The following is a 17,864-nucleotide window of genomic DNA, read 5'->3' on the forward strand; positions in this document are numbered from 1 at the left end:
TCGAACGGCCACCATCAACACGATGTCCCCACTGCCGCCGACGACTCAACTCTAAAAATCTGCCAAAGTAGTGCTAGGCTCAGGACTCGTTGATCAGAGCCAGAAGATGACTGCGGCTGCGATACAGATTGCCGAGAAGAATGTGTGGGCGCATCGATCGTGGCGCGTTGCGACGCGCCGCCAGTCCTTGAGCCTGGCGAAGAGGTTCTCGACCTTGTGGCGCTGGCGATAGAGCGCCTTGTCGTAAGCGTAGGGAATTTTGCGGCTTCGGCTCGACGGGATGCAGGGTTCGATGCCCTTTTCGACCAGCGCCTGTCGGAACGCGGCGCTATCATAACCACGGTCGGCGATGAGGGTTTTGGCTGGCGGCAGGGCAGCGAGCACGAGGCTTGCGCCCTTGTGGTCGCTCATCTGGCCTTCCGAGAGCGGCATGACGATCGGGCGACCGATCCCGTCGCGGACGGTGCGGAGCCTGGAGTTCAGCCCACCTTTGGTTCGCCCGATACGACGGGGAACAGCCCCTTTTCGAGCAGGCTCGCCGCCGTGCGATGGGCCTTGAGATGCGTCGCGTCGATCATGATGCGCTCGGGCTTGGGCCCCTCGCCGGCGAGCCCGGCGAAGATCCGGTCGAAGACGCCGAGCCGGCTCCAGCGGATGAAGCGGTTGTAGAGCGTCTTGTGCGGACCGTAGCCCTTGGGCGCGTCCTTCCACTGGAGGCCGTTGCGGATCACGTAGACGATGCCGCTCACGACACGCCGGTCATCGACACGTGGCGCGCCGTGCGAGAGCGGAAAATGCGGCTCGATCCGCGCCATCTGGCGCTCGTTCAGCAGGAACAGTTCACCCATCACGGCATCCTCCCGGACACCGTGAATCACAGCTCAAACCAAATTAACAGGTCCTGAGCCTAGATGATCGCATTGGCGGAAGCCGGGATGTCGAGCGCATTGGAGAACTTGATCGGCTTGCCGACATCAAGGGTCTCCAGGGCGCGAGTTCCTGGCGATGCGCCAGCATCTGCTCGGCGAGAGCCAGCAGGATCTTCTTGCGCCGGCGCGGCGCCATCCGGCTCCAGCTGTCTGATTAAAAGGCCCGCCGGCCGGAACGGACCGCGAGATCGACATCGGCGCCGTCACGGCTCGCGACGTTGCACAGGACTTGGCCATCGATCGGGCTGACGACCGGGAAGGTCTCGCCGGAAACCGAATCGACAAACTTGCCGTCGATATAGGCCTGCGTGCGGATGGCCAGGTTGCGCGCGTATGTAGCCCAGTCGAAATCGGGCTTCTTGCCGATGCTCATATCATTACCGTCCACGATAAACCGGGTTGCGCTTTTCGCTGAAGGCCAGGGCGCCCTCGCGTGCATCCTCGGAGCGCATCACCTCGAGGAAGAGCTCGTGCTCGCGCGCCATGGCGTCATCGATGGAATGGTTAGCGCCGTAACGTGCGAGCTCCTTGACAGCCCGCACCGCAAGCGGGCCGCGCGCGGCGATGCGCTGCGCGAGCTTCTTCGCCTCAGGTAGAAGCTCCTCCTGCGGATGGACCGCGCTGACGAGCCCGATGCGCTCGGCGCGAGCGGCATCGATCGCGTCGCCGGTAAAGAGCATCTCCAGCGCATGAGTGGACGCCACCGCGCGGATCAGGCGCTGTGTGCCGCCAGCTCCGGGAATGATCGCCCATTTTACCTCGGCCAGGCTGAAGGTTGCGTTCGGCGAGCACAGCCGGATGTCGCAGGCGAGCGCCATTTCCAGACCGCCGGCCAGCGCGTGGCCGTTGACCGCGGCGATGACCGGCTTGGACAGTGTCAGGCCGCGCGCCAAGCCACCGCCAAAATCCCAGATCGCATCCTCGTCACCGGCGAGCACCTTCTCGCGGAAGGTCGGAATCAGGGTCTTGAGATCCGCGCCGGCTGAGAAAGCCTTTGTGCCCGCCCCGGTGAGGATCGCCACCGAGAGCCGATCGTCAGCCTCGAAGCGCGACCACGCTTCCGCCAGCGCCTTGTTGCCCTCCGGATCGATTGAGTTCATCGCTTCCGGGCGGTCGAGCGTAACAATAAGCACGCCGCCTTCGATCTCAGTCTTGATCATCGCTGTCACTTCCTCATCCATCCGGACGGATCGAGGGCTTGAGCTCGCCGCGTTCTACCGACGCGACATGGCTGGAGGGGCCTCGCGCGATTATTGAACGCCAGGCGCGCGAAGCCATTCCTCGCCCCAGTCCATGACGCGGTGACCGGCCGAAACCTCGCGGTAGTGTCTGGTGGGCGGCACATAGTCCGGCTTGCGCAACGGCTGTCAATCGGCTCGGAACCGGGGCCCGTGATCGGCATCCAAAGGGGACCATAGTCTGGTCCTGCGTAGATGTGAGCAGTCGCCCCGACGGAGCTGGTCGGGGTTGCGCAGTCGGGGCGATTGCGTCACCGATGGCGATGCGGGGGGTCAGGCTGGCATAAGGATCCTGGAAGATCATTTGCATGCTTCTGCGCTTCCGGCGCAGGGCATCCTCCTCGAGCTTGAGGATGTCCTCTCCCTCGAGCTTCACCGAACCGGCAGGAGGCTCGAGCAACCGCATGATTGAGCGCCCGGTCGTCGATTCTCCACAGCCCGACTCGCCGACGAGCGACAGAGTTTCGCCCGGCTGGAGGTTGAAAGACACGTTCTCCACGGCATGCACGCGACCGATGACCCGGCCAGAATACCGGTTCTGATCTCGAAGCGAGTCGTCAGCTTATCGACCTGCAGCAGCGCGCGGTCCGCGACCTTCACCGTGTCCAGAGTCTCAACTGGAGTATCGGACGCGCCCGTCATCCGATCCACGACAGGAAATCGCATCGGCCTCTTGCGCTCGCTCATCGAGCCGAGCCTCGGGACTGCCGCGATCAACGAGCGCGTATAAGGCTGCCTGGGACTGGCGAATATCTCGTCCGTGGAGTTCGCCTCGACCACCTCCCCCCCGTACATGACGACGGTTCGGTCGGCGATTTCGGCGACCACGCCCATATCGTGCGTGATGAAGAGCACCGACATGCGCTCTTCGGCTTGGAGTTGCTTGATCAGCGTCAAAATCTGCGCCTGGATCGTCACGTCGAGGGCCGTGGTGGGCTCGTCGGCGATCAGGAGCTTCGGCTTGCAGGCCAGCGCCATCGCGATCATCACCCGTTGCCGCATGCCGCCGGAGAACTCATGCGGATAGTGATCGACGCGTTCCCGAGGCGACGGGATACCCGTCATCTCCAGCAGCCGAGCCGCCTCGGCCATCGCCTCGGACTTGCTCGTCCCGCGATGCACCATCAGCGTTTCCGCGATCTGATTGCCGACGGTGGTGCAGGGGTTCAGTCCGGACAGCGCGTCCTGCGTGATCATGGCGATCTGTTCGCCGGCAAGCCGCCGCCTCTCGCCTTTTGAGACCGTGTTCAGATCCACAAAGCAGGCCCATCAAGGCTTGCGCGATGGTGGATTTGCCCGAGCCGGATTCGCCGATGACCGCGCAGATCTCGCCGCGGCAGACCTCGAAATCGACGCCCCGCACCGCGGGCACGAGACCGGTGCGCGAGGCGAAGTCGACCTTCAGCCCGCGCACCGACAACAGCGGCTTGGCCGCCATTTCAACGACATTCGTCACTTTGCAATGGTCACTTTGGACAGCTTGAAGTTGTGGCGCTTCTTCGGCATATCGGTCCTCCTGTCTGCCAAAAGACATACTTCAGGGTGAACCAATTCAGCGGGGGTGGATCACATCCTTCACGACCTGCAGAACGCAGCCACCTTCGACGACAGCCGAGAAGTTCTCAGGATCAATGCTCCTGATGCGGTTCATCCGCTCCATTGACAGTATCACCTGATTGCCGGGACGGTCAGGAAGCCCGCCGAGGACCAGTCCGGTGTTCCCTCCCTGGGGAACGATCCTGGAGATCGAGAGAGCGACAGGCTTGCACGCACCGGCTGACATCGGCCGTTGTCCGGGGCCGCAAGACGGCGAGCGCACCGCCCTCGAAGTCACCCATCCAGTCTCGAGCGTAACGTCCCTTGTCTGACGTGTCCTCGAGGACCACGTCGCCCAGGATGGATCTCAACTCACTCCCAATTAAAGTCGCGTGGAGCACGCCACTGGTCCTTGTCTATCTCAACCCGTGCTGGAAAACGGCGGACGAGCCGTTGGATCGACCGCCTTCTTCCTGGAGTTTCCCGATGAACCTCCAGGAAAAGTTCAAATGTTCGCGCAGCAGGCGCGCAAGCTCGGCCGCGTTCCGGCTCTTCAGCGCTTTAAGAAGATCGTCATGTTCCCTGATGGCCGCGGTCCAGTCGTCATTTCGCATGACGGCCAAGTATCGCGCGCGATACAATCTTAATGCGATGCCGTAATGTGTTTCTATCAATGTTGGATTATGAGACCCGGCAATAATTGCCAGATGAAAATTCTGATTCGCCTTGAAATAAAATATACGGTCGCCGATATTATAGGCCGTATTGCAGATCTTTGCATATTCTTGGCATTTTAACAGGTCCGCTTCGCTCGCGAAGCGGCATGATAGCGCCCCGCCAAGCGACTCGAGCTCGGCGTATACAGTCAGCATCGACATGAGTTCGGACGGCGTCGGGTTCGCCACCGCGGCGCCTTTGTTGGCCTCAAGGTCCACGAGGCGTTCCATGGCGAGGATCTTCAAGGCGTCACGCATCGGCGTCCGTGACACGTTCAGGGTCTCCGCAATATTCCTCTCGCGGATCCTCTCGCCGGGCTTCAGCTTGTCATGGATAATCAGGTCGCGAATGTAATTCGCGACCTTCTCCGGCAACGGAGGCTCCCTCTCGATCAACGTAGACTCCCTGGCAAGCGCTTCCTCATTCTATCAATATTACGCGCGGCTCAAGGGCCGACCGCGAATGGCATGCGGTGCGCTTGGCGAGGCTCGTTCTCGCTCGTCCCGAGCCGGGCCGATGCCGCCAAAACACCGACATGGAAAGCACTCGCTTCCTGAGAAGGCATATCGTCCCGATCTGATCAGCATGTTCCCGAGTACCGCCTCGGCTTCAGGCTGGCATGAAACATGTTGACCATTGTCTTGATGTCGAAGATGGGAACCCCGAGGCGGTTCAGATCATAGGCGAACGGCGCCAGGTTCGTGCATTCACAGACAATCGCGCCGACCTCCGGGTGATCATCAAGCAGGCGCTTGCCCGCAGCGACGACTTCGGCCCGCAGCGTGTCGAAGCTCACCGAATTGTCGCCGGTCTTGATCCATCGGACGAATTCCGAATCCGCGGGCATTCCGACAACGGGTGTGGTCGGGTCGACCCCGACGCCATCGAGGTAGGCTCCCGCGAGCGCTGGCCCGTCGAACGTCAGGATGCCCACCCTTTTCTTGCTCGGGAGCATGCGCTCGACGAGGGGGACCTGCAACAGGCTGCTCGTCGCCACCGGAACGCTGCAGTGGTCGGCGAGTTCCTTCTGATAGATCGACAGGAACCCGCATGTGGTCGTGATTCCGCTCACGCCACCGGCGATCAGTTCGTCGGCGGCCTCCTTGAAGGCCGCCACGCGATCGATGCAATGCAACTGCTGCATCACTTCGACGGGCGCATCCTTCACAACCTTGTACTGAACGGGAAAATCCCAGGTTTCGGCGTTTCCGACATCGCCATGGAAGCGAGTGAATCGGCTGTTGACCATCAAGATGCCGACGGTCACGCCGTAAAACGTCTGGATTCTCATAGCCTGCACTTCCTGTTTCGCCTTGGCCTGTCGACCTGCCGGACCGCCGAAGCCCCGCCGTCGCGGGTGATCGCGCATGATGGCCGGGTCGTCAGCGCAAAATGAAATATTGTATGCCAAAGGTCAATCCGGCTTGCCGCGTCGAACTTCCTTGTTTCGGCAGGTTCCCGAAGATGGCTCGATTTATTCCCGATATCGGCGAATAATGCCGGAATTTTCATACTTTGGAGGCCGGACTCCCCACTGCTCTCGCTCGGCGAGGCCAGCCTTCCTTGACCGCCGCCTTATTTTAGCATGCCATATTGACATATTGCATGCCAAAGCGCAGGCTTTGCTGGTCATCCCGCCGGGGTGTCCGTCGGCCAAGCTCTACTGCTGACGAGGCTAAGTTGGCGCCCGGCGCAGGTTGCATCGGCGAACCGCTGTGAGGTTCGCCGTGGATCGTCAGGGCGGCTGGATTGAATGGTGCGCGGCTATGGACGTTAAGCGATATGACAATAATGGACGGCGTAGCGGTGTCGTCGTCGTCGGCGACATGGTGTATCTCTCGGGCGCCGTCGCCAAGAACAAGGATGCGGATATTCTCGTTCAGACGCGCGAGGCGCTCGATACCGTAGAAGAGCGCCTGAAGAGCGTCGGAAGCGATCGGTCGAAGTTGGTTTCGGCGACGGTCTGGCTGAAGAATATCTCGGACTGGCCGAAGATGAACGAGGTCTGGGACGCCTGGATCGATCCTGCCAACCCCCCGACGCGCGCAGCCGGCGAAGTGAAGATGGCTGACGACAAGTTCCTGATCGAGATTCTGGCGATCGGAACGCTTTGACCATCATGAAGATCGTTTTCCAGAGCGATTCAGCCGATCCGGAGCGTTGGCGTCGCGCGCTTCAGCGCGAGATTCCGGACCTGGACTTTCATGTCTGGCCCGACGTCCCGAGGGCGGCGGATGTGGATGCGGTCGTCGTTTGGAGGATACCTTCAAACGTCGGCTCCGTATTCCCCAATCTCAAGCTCATCCAGCTTCTGAGCGCCGGGACGGACCAGTTAGCGATCGAGGTCGATTCGATCGGAAACATACCGATGGCGCGGCTGATCGAGCCGGAGCAGGTGAAAGGGATGGTCGAGTATGTTCTGCAGTGGGTTCTCCATTACCACCGCGACATGCATCTCTACGCTAGGCAGCAGCGTCTGAAGCTCTGGAGGGAGGTTCCGCGGGTTTCCGCTTCGGAGAGAACGGTCGGAATCATGGGCTACGGCGCCCTCGGTCGAAGCACCGGCCAGGCGCTCGGGGCTCTGGGCTTCAACGTGATCGCATGGGCGACGTCGGCACGCAGGGATGAAGGCGTCGAGGTGCTTGGGCGCGACGAGCTTCCCGATTTCCTGGAGCGCTGCGATGTCGTCGTGGGAATGCTGCCGTTGAACGCTCAAACGCGGGGGATCTACGCCAGGTCATTCTTCGAGGCCATGCGACCGGGCTCGTTCTTCATCAATGTGGGACGCGGCGCCCAATGCAACGAGCTGGATCTGGCCGAAGCCCTTCGCACAGGGCGTCTGGCCGGCGCCACGCTCGACGTGGTGAACAGCGAACCGCTCGATGAAGGCAGCCCTCTCTGGGCCGTGGAGAACCTCAATCTGACGCCGCATGTCGCGACCTCGGTCACGCCGGAAAGTGGCGCCAAAATCGTTTCGGAGAATATCTCGCGCGTGCTCTCAGGGCGCGCTCCGCTTCATCCGGCAAACGTAAGTTGATCGCTTGTCCGGCTATTGTGAGATTCGTCGTTAGAAGGGTCTATTGATAAAGTGATGCGGTGCTATCTATCACTATTTCATTCAGTATAACTTGATGAAGTCCTGATGGATCGCTCTTCATGGCCGTCTTTATTAGCAAAGTGAGGGGAGAAGAGAATGACAAATCGGTCTGGTGAGAAAAGGAGCACGTCGAGGCGTGATTTCCTTGCGTTGTCCACCCTGCCGCTGGCGGCGTCGCTGGTTCCGGGGAGCGCGTTCTCTGCGGAGCGGCTGACAGTGGCCGATCCGGGCGGCGTCTATACGACGGGTTTCAACGAGGCGTTCTATGAGCCGTTCAGGAAGACCGGCGTTCAGGTGAACAATGTCCAGCGGGATGCGGAGCCGACCAGCCAGGTCAAGGCGCAGGTCGAGGCGAAGTCCTATCTTTGGGATGTGGTGTCGGTTTCGGAGCTGTCTCGCAAGAACCTCGCCGATGCCGGCCTTCTCGAGCCGCTGGACCTGAGCGGGCCGGACGTCGACAGCCTGATCCCCAATGCCAAGCAGCGCGACTGGGTCGGAACCAATGTGTCGGGCGACATCATGGCGTTCCGGACGGACACCATGAAGCGCAAACCGCGCGGCTGGGTCGACTTCTACGATGTGAAGGGCTTCCCCGGGCGCCGGGCGCTTTATCGCTCGCCGATCAGCACGCTCGAGGGCGCCTTGATCGCCGACGGCGTCGACCCCAACAAGCTCTACCCGCTCGACGTCGACCGGGCCTACAAGAAGCTCAACGAGATCCGGCCGCATATCGCGCTCTGGTGGAGCAGCTTCCCGCAGACGACCCAACTGCTGCAGAGCGGCGAGGTCGACTTTATCCAGACGAGCAGTGGCCGAATCCAGGCTGCGATCGACAGCGGCGCCCCGGTCGAGGCCCTGTGGTCGGGTGGTCAGTTCACGATGGAGGGGTGGGCCGTTCCCAAGGGATGCCCGCGTGTCGCCGTCGCCAAGAGGTTCATCGAGTTCTGTGCAAACCCCGAACGCCAGGCGCTCTATACGAAAGCCTTTGCGTCCGGTCCGACCAATCCGAACGCGATCAAGCTGATCGACCCGGCCCGGGCTCGGCAGCTCGCGACCCATCCCGACAATCTGAGCCAGATGGTCGCGCGCAATCAGGACTGGTGGGGCGCGAACAAGGATCGCGAGTTCGAGCGCTTCAACAAGTGGCTGTTGCAAGGGTGACGATGTCTGCGATGGCTGAGAAGCTGAAAGTCGAAGGGCTGACCAAGCGCTACCACAACGTGGTAGCGCTCAACCCGACAACCTTGTCCATGAGAGACGGAGAGTTTCTGACTCTCCTGGGCCCTTCGGGATCGGGAAAGACCACGCTTCTCTCGCTTGTCGCGGGACTCACCGAGCCTACCGGCGGGAACATCTGGATCAACGGGAAGCCGGTGACAGATCAGACGCCGGCCAAGCGGGGACTGGGAATGGTTTTCCAGAACTATGCCCTGTTTCCGCATCTCTCGATCTTCGAGAACATCGCCTTTCCCCTGAGGATGCGTAAGGCGTCCAAGGCGGAGATAACAAAGTCCGTGGGGCGGGTGCTCGAATTGGTGCACCTGTCACACGTTGCGGACCGCCTGCCGCGCCAGTTATCCGGCGGGCAGCAGCAGCGCATCGCGCTGGCGCGATGCCTGGTTTACGAGCCCTCGATCGTGCTGATGGACGAACCGCTCGGGGCGCTCGATAAGAATCTGCGCGAGCACATGCAAACCGAAATCAAGCGACTCCATTCGGATCTGGGAATCACGATCCTCTACGTCACGCACGATCAGGACGAAGCCCTGTCGATGTCCGACCGTATCTGCTTGATGAACAACGCCAGCGTCGAGCAGATAGGGACGCCGGAAGAACTCTACTACAGCCCCTGCTCCGAGTTCGTCGCCAGGTTCATCGGCCGCTCCAACATCTTCGAAGGAACGGCTCACGGTTCGGGCCGGTCCTGCGTGTTGCACGCCGAAGGCGGCGACACGTTCCAGGCGACATCGAGCGTCGTTTTCAGGGACGGTGACAAGGCCTGCTGGATGGTGCGGCCGGAGCGGATCAAGATCCTGGACGCAAGCGAACAGCGTACAAACACGATGACCGGGACGATCGAGGAGGTCACCTTCGGCGGTGGCATCCAGACCATTGGAGCCAGGGCTGCCGACGGCGGCAAGATCTGCGTGATGAGCCTGTCGTCCCGGTCGCCATCGCCGTCCGTCGGAGACATCGTCAGGCTCGGGTGGGAGCCTGAGGACATCATCGTTCTCGGTGCGGCGAAACAGGTCCGATAGAATGAGCTCAACGCAGACTTTTGCTACGGGCGTGGACGGCGACGGCGGGTTGAAACTGCGCCTGCGGGCGCTATCGCGGTCGAGCTATCTCCTGCTCGTCCCGGTATTCGTCTTCCTGACCTGGTTCTTCTTCTATCCGGTCGGCAAGATTCTGTTTCTGTCTGTCCTCGATCGCGACAACAATTTCACGTTCGCTTATTACTCAAGGCTTTTCGAGGACACGACCTATTTCAGGTCGCTGCTTATCACATTCGAGATCTCGGGGTGGACGACGCTGATATCGGTCGTCGGCGGGTTCCCTGTGGCCTACCATCTGGCCAAGCTGAAGCCCGAGAGCCGGGCCAGGATGTTCATCTGGGTCCTACTCCCGTTCTGGACAAGCTTCCTGGTCCGTACATTCGCCTGGATGATCCTGCTGGGCCGCAACGGGCCAGTCAACCAGTCCCTGATTTCCGCGGGGGTGATCGACGCTCCGCTCGCCCTCATATTCAATCTGACCGGTACGCTGATCGGCATGACGCACGCGATGCTCCCGCTGGCCGTGCTGACGATGGTTCCCGTCATGCAGACGATCGACGAGAACCTCTCCAAGGCGGCAAGTACGATGGGAGCCGGCCGCGCGCAGATATTCTGGCGGATCTATTTCCCGCAATGCATGCCGGGGATCAGCGCTGCGGCGCTCATGGTGTTCGTTACGAGCCTGGGATTCTTCATTACGCCTGCGCTGCTCGGCGGCGCCAAGGAAATGATGCTGACCCAAGTCATCATCGTCCAGATCCAGCAATTGTTGAACTGGCCTGTCGCCAGCATGCTGTCGGTCTTCCTGCTCGTCGCGGCGATCGTTATCTTCGTGGTGTTCGATCGTATCGTCGGCCTGTCGAGCCTGACCGGCATCACGAGGGACAAGCCGGCCCAATCGTCCTCGGCGATCGGCAAGATGCTGGGCGAGTGCGGTCGCGCCACTCTCAACGGCCTCGGAAACCTCTGCGAGCTGATCGGTGCCGTGGCAGCGAAGATCATTCCGCAGCGTTCTTTCGACAAGGGCGGCAGTCGGGTCAGCGCCCTGTCATTCGCGCTGGTCATCGGCTTTCTGCTGGTGCCGCTCGTCTTCGTGGCATTGGCTTCCTTCACGCCGGGGAATTCCGTCGAGGTCAAGCTCGCGCAGCCATCCCTGCGCTGGTACCGGGCGGTGTTCGAGTCCTCGATTTGGGTCAATGCCGCCTGGAACTCGATCATCATCGGTGTCCTCGCGGCCGCTCTTGCCCTGCTTTTGGGCGCCGCGGCGGCGTTCGGCATGGCTTGGAGCAACTTTCGCGGCAAGAGCGCCATCCTGTCGCTCCTGCTCGCACCGCTCATCGTTCCGCGGATCGTCATCGCGGTGGCGTTGTTCTTCATGTACTCCCAGATCGGAATGGTTGGAACGCTCAGCGGCCTGATCATTGCGCACGCCGTACTCGCCCTTCCCTATGTGGTCATCACGGTGATGGCAGTTCTGTCGACCTACGACCGGGGGCTTGACCAGGCTGCTTCCATTCTGGGGGCAGGTCGCCTGAGCACTCTGCGGAGGATCACCATCCCGCTGATCAAGCCCGGCCTGTATTCGGCCTTCCTGTTCGCTTTCGTGACGTCCTTCGATGAGTTGACGGTTGCGCTGTTCCTGACTGGAGGCGCGGTGAATACGCTGCCGAGGCAGATGTGGTCAGATCTCACGCTGCAGGTGAATCCCACGCTCGGGGCCGTCGCCTCACTGCTGCTCCTCCTGATGACGGCACTCCTGTTGCTGAACGAGTTCCTCAAGGGGAACCTTGGCAAAAGAACTCGCTGACACCTCGGAAGAGCGCAAAGGGCAATGGTTGCGTCACGCAAGGCGAGTGCTTGAACATCATGTCTTATGCCACAGGGACAAGGTTTGCCGTCATCGGCGGGGGGATCGTGGGCGCCTGCATCGCCTACGGGCTTGTTCGCCGCGGCGAACATGTCGCTGTGTTCGACGAAGGCGATGTTGCGTTCCGCGCTACACGCGGGAACCTCGGCAATATTTGGGTCCAGGGAAAGGGCAGGGGCGTTCCGCACTATGCGGACCTGACACGGCGGGCCGCCAACGGGTGGGCGCGGTTCAGCGCCGAGCTCGAACAGGAGTCGGCCATCGATCTGCAGCGCAGGCAGGATGGCGGCATCGGCATCTGTTTCAGCGAACAGGAGTTCCGGGACAGGACAGCCGCTCTGGTGGAACTGGATCGCGAAGCGTCTGTCGACTCGCGATCGGAGATGATCGACCTCGACCAGATGCGAAAGCTGGTGCCGGAGATCGGCGATGGCGTGTTCGGCGGAACCTTCTGCCAGGACGACGGGCATGTGAACCCTTTTCTCCTGCTGCGCGCGCTCCTGTCCGTCGTTCGGCGATCGGGGCGCTATCTTCCATGCCATGCCGTCAGCGCCATCGAGAAGTCCGGCAGCGGCTTCGTCGTCAAGACCCCGCAAGGTGACTTCAACGCCGATCAGGTCATCCTTGCCGCAGGTCTGGGGAATGTCGGGCTGGCGCCTCAACTGGGCCTTCCTTCGCTCGTCCGGCCCGTTCGTGGCCAGATAATGGTCACGGAAAAGCTGAAGCCTTTCCTCCACTACAGCATCGGCTTCCTCCGCCAGACCGCGGATGGCAGCATAATGTTCGGGGACTCGTCCGAGGAGGCAGGGTTCGAGGTCTCGACCAGCCCGGAGATCCTGTCACGCAACGCGCTCAAGGCGCTCGCGGTTCTTCCGGTTCTCCGCGATGTCCAGATCGTCAGGTGCTGGTCCGCCTTGCGTGTGATGTCGCCGGATGGGGTGCCGATCTACCACGAATCGGAAAGCCATCCCGGATCCTTCCTCGTGACCGTCCATAGCGGCGTCACGCTGGCTCCCTTCCATGCGGGGGAACTTGCCGGGGCCCTGGCAGCCGGCACCTTCCGGCACGTAACCGAGAAGTTCTCCGGGAAGCGTTTCGATGTTTCGCGCCATCAGTGAACCCGAATTCGACGCGGAAATCCACTTCGACGGCCGTACGGTGCCGGTTGTCGAGGGCGAGAACCTCGCCGTTGCACTGCTGCGGTCCGGCGTGGCGGCGTTTCGGGAAACACCGCGCTCCGGAGCCCCCAGAGCGCCGTTCTGCATGATGGGGGCCTGCTTCGAATGTCTCGTGAACGTCGACGGTCATGCCAACCGGCAAGCCTGCCTGACGATCGTTCGCGACGGGATGACGATTGAAACCCAGCGGCGCGCGCCGGATCTTCTTTCGGAAGCGATACCCGGATGAGTTCTCTCTGCGATGTCGCGATCGTTGGAGCCGGCCCGGCGGGCATGTCGGCAGCCATCGAGTGCCGCAGGCTCGGCCTGCGATGCATTGTCTTCGACGAAGGAGCGCGGCCGGGAGGGCAGATCTATCGGGACGTCGGGCACCGTCCGCGTGACGAGGACGGCAGGGTGCTCGGGCCCGACTACCACAGGGGACTTGGTCTCGTTGAAGAGTTCCTCGCCTGTGGAGCGGAATACGCGCCGCGCACGCTGGTCTGGCAGGCACGGAATGGCGAGTTGAGCTGGCGCTCCGGCGGCGCCGTGGGCATCACGAGCGCGAAACGAGTCGTGATCGCGGGAGGGGCGATGGAGCGTCCTTTCCCGGTCAAGGGATGGACGCTGCCGGGCGTGATGGGCGCTGGCGGGATACAGGTGCTCCTGAAGTCGGGTCAGGTTCTGAGCGACGACCTCGTTCTCGTCGGGAGCGGACCATTGCTGTATCTGGTCGCCGCCCAGTATTGTCGGGCGGGATACCCACCGAGGGCCGTTCTGGAAACGTGTTCGGCGGCGAACCGGCTGCGGGCCATCAGGCACGCGCCGCTGGCGATGCTCGCGCCGCACTACCTGGCGAAGGGATTGAGTCTGATCCGCGAGGTCCGTCGCGCGGGCGTGCATATCGTCGGCAATGTCGAAGACATCGAGCTTGACGGTGACTCGCAGGTCGAGAGTATCCGTTATCGGGTCGGCAAGACCTGGTCGGTGATGCCGGCATCCTGCGTCGGCCTGCATCAGGGGCTCGTGCCCAACGTCAATCTGAGCATGGGTCTGGGCTGCGAGCATTTCTGGGACCGCAGCCAGCGCTGCTGGCTGCCGCAACTGGACGCCCGCGGCCGCTCCACCAGGCCGTGGCTCTGGATGGCCGGCGATCAGACGGGCATCTTCGGGGCGGCGTCGGCCGCGTTGAGCGGTCGTCTGGTCGCGCTCGAGATCGCCCGCGATCTCGGTCTGATCGGCGCCGGCAAGCTCCTCATGGAATCCGGCGCGGCCAGGCTGAAGCGGATGCTTGATCGTGCGATCCGGCCGTTTCTGGAGGCCTATTATCGACCTCTTGATCGGTTCGTCGCGCCCGTCGACGACGATGTCATCGTCTGCCGGTGCGAAGAGGTCGATCGCGGTCAGATCGCCGCGGCGATCGGGGAAGGAACCGCCGGGCCCAACCAGCTGAAAGGCTATCTGCGCTGCGGGATGGGGCCCTGCCAAGGGCGCTTCTGCGGTCACTCGGTCACCGAGATCTTTGCCGATCTCCGCAAGGTGGATCCGACCGAGATCGGGTATTATCGCATCCGGTTTCCACTGAAACCTGTGACCGTCGGAGAAATGTCCTCTTTGTTCTCGGATGAATGAGAGAATGAAGGTGTAAAATCAAGCCATAACGTGGATCATTGGCTCGCAATCGATCTGAAAATCCATCTGCATTGCCGTTTTGAGATAATTTCCGCCCATTCCGAGGTCATGAGCATGAACGTTGCCAAAAATATCCTCCCCGCGACCTTCCAGCCCTCTCCGGCCTTGTCGAAGGTGGGTCCGTCCGCGATCTCGCGCATGATGACCGCTACGGCAGAATTGCGACGTCAAGGCCGCGATATAGCCGCCATGCATGTAGGCGAGCCTGATTTCGATACGCCTGGGAATATCGTCGAGGCAGCAATCCGGGCGATGCGCGCAGGCGAGACGCACTATACCGGCCTGTGCGGAACGCCAGAAGTCAAGGGGGCGGTGCGCGAGAAATTCTCGCGCGAGAACGGCCTCGAGTTCGCCCCGGAGGAGATCGTGGTGACGACCGGTGCCAAGATGGTGCTGTTCAGCGCCTTCCTCGCGACGCTCAGAGCCGGTGACGAAGTCATCATGCCGGCCCCGTACTGGGTGAGCTACAGCGATATCGTCGAGATGATGGGGGCCACCGCCGTCGTGCTGCCGACGCATGCGCAGGACGGCTTCCGTCTGCGCGCGGAGGATCTGGAGCGGGCGATCACTCCCAGAACCCGTTGGCTCCTGATCAATTCGCCGTCCAATCCCTCGGGCACGATCTATCGGGCATCGGACTACGAGCCCATACTCGACGTGCTCGAGCGCCATCCGCATGTCTGGTTCATGGTCGACGACATGTACGAGCACATCACCTTCGACGACACCCCGTTCGTGACGCCGGCGCAACTGCGGCCGGATCTGCGAGATCGCATTCTGACGGTCAACGGTGTCTCGAAGGCCTATGCCATGACGGGTTGGCGCATCGGATATGCTGGCGGTCCGGTCCCGCTCATGCAGGCGATCCGGGCAGTGCTGAGCCAGTCGACCTCATGCACCTGTTCTATTGCCCAGGCAGCGGCCGCCGAGGCCCTTCGCGGCCCGCAGGACGCGGTCGGGCGCTACCGCGCGGAGTATCGAGCGCGCCGCGACCTGATCATGAGCGAGCTCGCCCAGTTTCCCGTGTTGAAGGCGAATACGCCAGACGGCACATTCTATGCCTTTGTCGACTGGCGCGCGCTGGTCGGCAAGAGCACGCCCGGAGGGCAGATCCTCTCCAGCGACGAGGATCTTTGCCAATACCTGCTGCGCGAGCGCGGGGTTTCCATCGTTCCGGGATCGGCTTTCGGGACGCCCGGCTTCTTCCGCATCTCCTTTGCCAGTGCCGAGAACGTCCTGCGCCAGGGAATGGCCCGCATCCGCGAAGGTTGCGCTGCCCTGTCCTGAACATCATCCCGCATCAACTCGGACACCACGAGGAACTCATGTCAAATCCCTTCAAACTGGCGCTTGCGCAGAACCAGCTTCAGATCGGGCTCTGGCTTTCGATGGTCGACGCCTATGCGGCGGAAATCTCGAGCGGCGCCGGCTTCGACTGGCTCCTGATCGATGGCGAGCATGCCCCCAACGATCTGCGAACGATCATGCATCAGCTCCAGGTCATCGGCGCCGGCCCTTCACAGGCTGTCGTGAGGCCTCCTCACAGCGAGCCCTGGCTCATGAAGCAACTTCTCGACATCGGCGCGCGCAACTTCCTGATCCCCATGATCGAAGATGCCGACCATGCGCGCCGCGTCGTCAAATCCGTGCTGTACCCGCCTCATGGCATTCGTGGCGTGGGGGCCGCGAGCGCCCGCGCAACCCGGTTCAACCGGAACACCGACTATATGGCCGAGGCCAACGATTCGATCTGCCTGCTGCTGCAGGTGGAGACGATGGACGCGCTCGAACATATCGAGGAGATCGCGGCGCTGGATCATGTAGACGGCATTTTCATCGGCCCGGCCGACTTGGCGGCGTCCATGGGCTATCTTGGTAAGCCCGCAGCCGAACCCGTCCAGGCCGCCATTCGCGACGGATTGAAGCGCATCAGGGCGGCGGGGAAGGCGGCCGGCATCCTCTACTTCGATGAGACGCTGTGCCGCTCCTACATCGAGCTCGGAGCCACCTTTGTCGCGGTGGGAACAGATGTCGGCTTGCTCTCACGCGGAACCAGTGCACTCGCCGCGCGCTTCAAATCGGCCGACAAAGGCCAAGCTCGGACCGTTGCGAACTCGGGTAGCGTCTACTGAACGAGTGATTGGCTCGCGGTCTTGGGCAGAGCTTTGCTCTCGACCAATACTGGGAGGGGGCTCCGAACGAGGCCTGCTTCCGGACAACTCGTGACAAGGGACATTCTGAAGATGAGCGCAGGCAAAGAGGCGGTGGGATTCATCGGCGTCGGCCTGATGGGGCAGGCAATGGCGGCCAATATCCTCGCGAAGGGCTTCCCGCTGACCGTCATGGGACGCCGCAACCGCAAGCCCGTCGAAGAACTGGTTTCTGCCGGCGCCACGGAGGCCAAGACGCCGAAGGAGCTGGCCTCCCGCTCTACAGTCATCTTTCTGTGCGTGACGGGTTCGCCTCAGGTCGAAGCCGTCGTGAACGGCGATGCGGGCATCATCGCCGGCGCCAGGCCAGGCACGGTGGTCGTTGATTGCTCCACTTCCGATCCGACCGTCACGGTCAAGCTCGCGGCCCAGTTGGAGGTAAAGGGACTGCACTTCGTCGATGCGCCTTTGGGAGGAACTCCTGCACAGGCGGCTCTCGGCCAGCTCTCGACTATGATAGGCGCAGCCCCGGAGATTTTCGCCCGGATCACGCCGATCTGCGAGGCGTGGGCCCAGAAGATCGTCCATCTCGGGCCGGTCGGTGATGGCCATAAGGTCAAGCTGATCAACAACTTCCTCGCGCTGGGGTACGCCGCGATCTATGCCGAGGCGCTGGTGCTCGGCGAGAAGATTGGCATCACGCCGCAGACCTTCGACAGCGTCATTCGCGGCAGTCGGATGGACTGCGGTTTCTATCAAACCTACATGCAGTATGTGCTCGATCGCGACCGCAACGCGCACCAGTTCACCTATGACAACGCGCTGAAGGACCTGCGCTATCTGGAAGCCGTGGCCAACGCGAACGGCGTGCCGAACCCGGTTGCGTCCTCGGTCAAGAACTTGTTTGCGACCGCTGTCGCCGCAGGGAAAGGTCAAGATTTCGTGCCGATGATTTCCGATTTCGTCGCGCAGCAAAACGGCATTTCAAATAGCGCCTAACCGCTTTTGATGGAGGCGTTCGTCCCGATGGCGATTGGCCTGCTCCCTGAAAAGTTCTCCAATCGCATTGGCCAAGCCGGCTGATCGAAGTCTGTGCATACGCCGGGTTTATGGTTCTCTCCGCAGTCGGCCTAGCAGGCTGTTGGAGAAGGTTCTGGTCTGGCCTTGAGGACGAGTTCGTCGCCATTGTGACAGGCGAAGGAGAT

At 61.9% G+C, this 17,864-nt stretch carries 18 protein-coding genes and 1 pseudogene; 12 read left to right on the forward strand and 7 right to left on the reverse strand.

Annotation, left to right across the window (positions count from 1 at the left end; translation table 11 throughout):
* Window positions 1-93: 93 nt before the first annotated feature.
* The 4 genes and pseudogenes from AC1RRW_RS21995 to AC1RRW_RS22010 all read right to left on the reverse strand — a co-directional run.
* A protein-coding gene (locus AC1RRW_RS21995) for an IS5 family transposase (RefSeq protein WP_492903817.1) occupies window positions 94-848 on the reverse strand; the annotation gives its coding sequence in 2 pieces (ribosomal slippage) (window positions 94-515 and window positions 515-848; 756 coding nt in all).
* Between the two features lie 235 nt (window positions 849-1,083).
* The gene (locus tag AC1RRW_RS22000; protein ID WP_492903819.1) at window positions 1,084-1,302 is read right to left on the reverse strand and encodes a hypothetical protein; all 219 of its coding nucleotides are present in this window, start codon (window positions 1,300-1,302) and stop codon (window positions 1,084-1,086) included.
* A 4-nt stretch (window positions 1,303-1,306) separates the two neighbouring features.
* Window positions 1,307-2,089 (reverse strand): enoyl-CoA hydratase/isomerase family protein, encoded by a 783-nt coding sequence (locus AC1RRW_RS22005; RefSeq protein WP_492903821.1) that lies wholly within the window; start codon window positions 2,087-2,089, stop codon window positions 1,307-1,309.
* Window positions 2,090-2,408: 319 nt separating this feature from the next.
* Window positions 2,409-3,539, reverse strand: a pseudogene (locus AC1RRW_RS22010) (ATP-binding cassette domain-containing protein); the annotation flags it as partial.
* On the opposite strand from AC1RRW_RS22010, the gene AC1RRW_RS22015 reads away from it, so the two are divergent.
* Window positions 3,481-3,651, forward strand: a complete 171-nt coding sequence (locus AC1RRW_RS22015; protein WP_492903849.1) for a hypothetical protein — start codon at window positions 3,481-3,483, stop codon at window positions 3,649-3,651. The pseudogene AC1RRW_RS22010 and the gene AC1RRW_RS22015 overlap by 59 nt on opposite strands.
* Before the next feature lie 68 nt (window positions 3,652-3,719).
* Here the strand turns inward: AC1RRW_RS22015 and AC1RRW_RS22020 are convergent, their stop codons facing one another.
* From AC1RRW_RS22020 to AC1RRW_RS22030, 3 genes are all read right to left on the reverse strand, one after another.
* Window positions 3,720-3,950, reverse strand: coding sequence for an FAD-binding oxidoreductase (locus AC1RRW_RS22020; RefSeq protein WP_492903823.1), 231 nt, complete (start codon window positions 3,948-3,950; stop codon window positions 3,720-3,722).
* A gap of 169 nt (window positions 3,951-4,119) precedes the next feature.
* A complete protein-coding gene (locus AC1RRW_RS22025; RefSeq protein WP_492903825.1) occupies window positions 4,120-4,794 on the reverse strand; it encodes a GntR family transcriptional regulator in 675 nt (224 codons plus the stop codon).
* 206 nt (window positions 4,795-5,000) lie between these two features.
* On the reverse strand, window positions 5,001-5,831 hold the full coding sequence (locus tag AC1RRW_RS22030) for an aspartate/glutamate racemase family protein (RefSeq protein ID WP_492903827.1): 831 nt from the start codon (window positions 5,829-5,831) through the stop codon (window positions 5,001-5,003).
* A 316-nt stretch (window positions 5,832-6,147) separates the two neighbouring features.
* On the opposite strand from AC1RRW_RS22030, the gene AC1RRW_RS22035 reads away from it, so the two are divergent.
* The 11 genes from AC1RRW_RS22035 (at window position 6,148) to AC1RRW_RS22085 (ending at window position 17,658) form a co-directional block, all read left to right on the forward strand.
* Complete coding sequence (locus AC1RRW_RS22035; protein ID WP_492903828.1) at window positions 6,148-6,534, forward strand: RidA family protein; 387 nt, start codon at window positions 6,148-6,150, stop codon at window positions 6,532-6,534.
* A 5-nt stretch (window positions 6,535-6,539) separates the two neighbouring features.
* Window positions 6,540-7,457 carry a 2-hydroxyacid dehydrogenase gene (locus AC1RRW_RS22040; protein WP_492903830.1) on the forward strand — a complete coding sequence of 306 codons (918 nt, stop codon included), beginning with the start codon at window positions 6,540-6,542 and terminating at the stop codon, window positions 7,455-7,457.
* 210 nt (window positions 7,458-7,667) lie between these two features.
* Window positions 7,668-8,678, forward strand: coding sequence for an ABC transporter substrate-binding protein (locus AC1RRW_RS22045; RefSeq protein WP_492903832.1), 1,011 nt, complete (start codon window positions 7,668-7,670; stop codon window positions 8,676-8,678).
* 11 nt (window positions 8,679-8,689) lie between these two features.
* The gene (locus AC1RRW_RS22050) at window positions 8,690-9,775 is read left to right on the forward strand and encodes an ABC transporter ATP-binding protein (RefSeq protein ID WP_492903834.1); all 1,086 of its coding nucleotides are present in this window, start codon (window positions 8,690-8,692) and stop codon (window positions 9,773-9,775) included.
* Window position 9,776: 1 nt separating this feature from the next.
* A complete protein-coding gene (locus tag AC1RRW_RS22055; protein WP_492903836.1) occupies window positions 9,777-11,600 on the forward strand; it encodes an ABC transporter permease subunit in 1,824 nt (607 codons plus the stop codon).
* 59 nt (window positions 11,601-11,659) lie between these two features.
* Window positions 11,660-12,778, forward strand: a complete 1,119-nt coding sequence (locus AC1RRW_RS22060) for an NAD(P)/FAD-dependent oxidoreductase (protein ID WP_492903845.1) — start codon at window positions 11,660-11,662, stop codon at window positions 12,776-12,778.
* Entirely contained in the window at window positions 12,759-13,067 is a 309-nt protein-coding gene (locus AC1RRW_RS22065; protein ID WP_492903838.1) for a (2Fe-2S)-binding protein, read from the forward strand. The genes AC1RRW_RS22060 and AC1RRW_RS22065 overlap by 20 nt, the downstream gene beginning before the upstream one ends.
* Window positions 13,064-14,449: an FAD-dependent oxidoreductase gene (locus AC1RRW_RS22070; RefSeq protein WP_492903840.1), complete on the forward strand. Its 1,386-nt coding sequence runs from the start codon at window positions 13,064-13,066 to the stop codon at window positions 14,447-14,449. Before AC1RRW_RS22065 ends, AC1RRW_RS22070 begins: the two co-directional genes overlap by 4 nt.
* 114 nt (window positions 14,450-14,563) lie before the next feature.
* Window positions 14,564-15,796 (forward strand): pyridoxal phosphate-dependent aminotransferase, encoded by a 1,233-nt coding sequence (locus AC1RRW_RS22075; protein WP_492903847.1) that lies wholly within the window; start codon window positions 14,564-14,566, stop codon window positions 15,794-15,796.
* A 38-nt stretch (window positions 15,797-15,834) separates the two neighbouring features.
* On the forward strand, window positions 15,835-16,641 hold the full coding sequence (locus tag AC1RRW_RS22080; protein ID WP_492903842.1) for an aldolase/citrate lyase family protein: 807 nt from the start codon (window positions 15,835-15,837) through the stop codon (window positions 16,639-16,641).
* A gap of 111 nt (window positions 16,642-16,752) precedes the next feature.
* On the forward strand, window positions 16,753-17,658 hold the full coding sequence (locus tag AC1RRW_RS22085) for an NAD(P)-dependent oxidoreductase (protein WP_492903843.1): 906 nt from the start codon (window positions 16,753-16,755) through the stop codon (window positions 17,656-17,658).
* The last annotated feature ends 206 nt before the right edge of the window (window positions 17,659-17,864 follow it).

The sequence above is a fragment of the Allobosea sp. GW821-FHT12C12 genome, assembly GCF_058807355.1.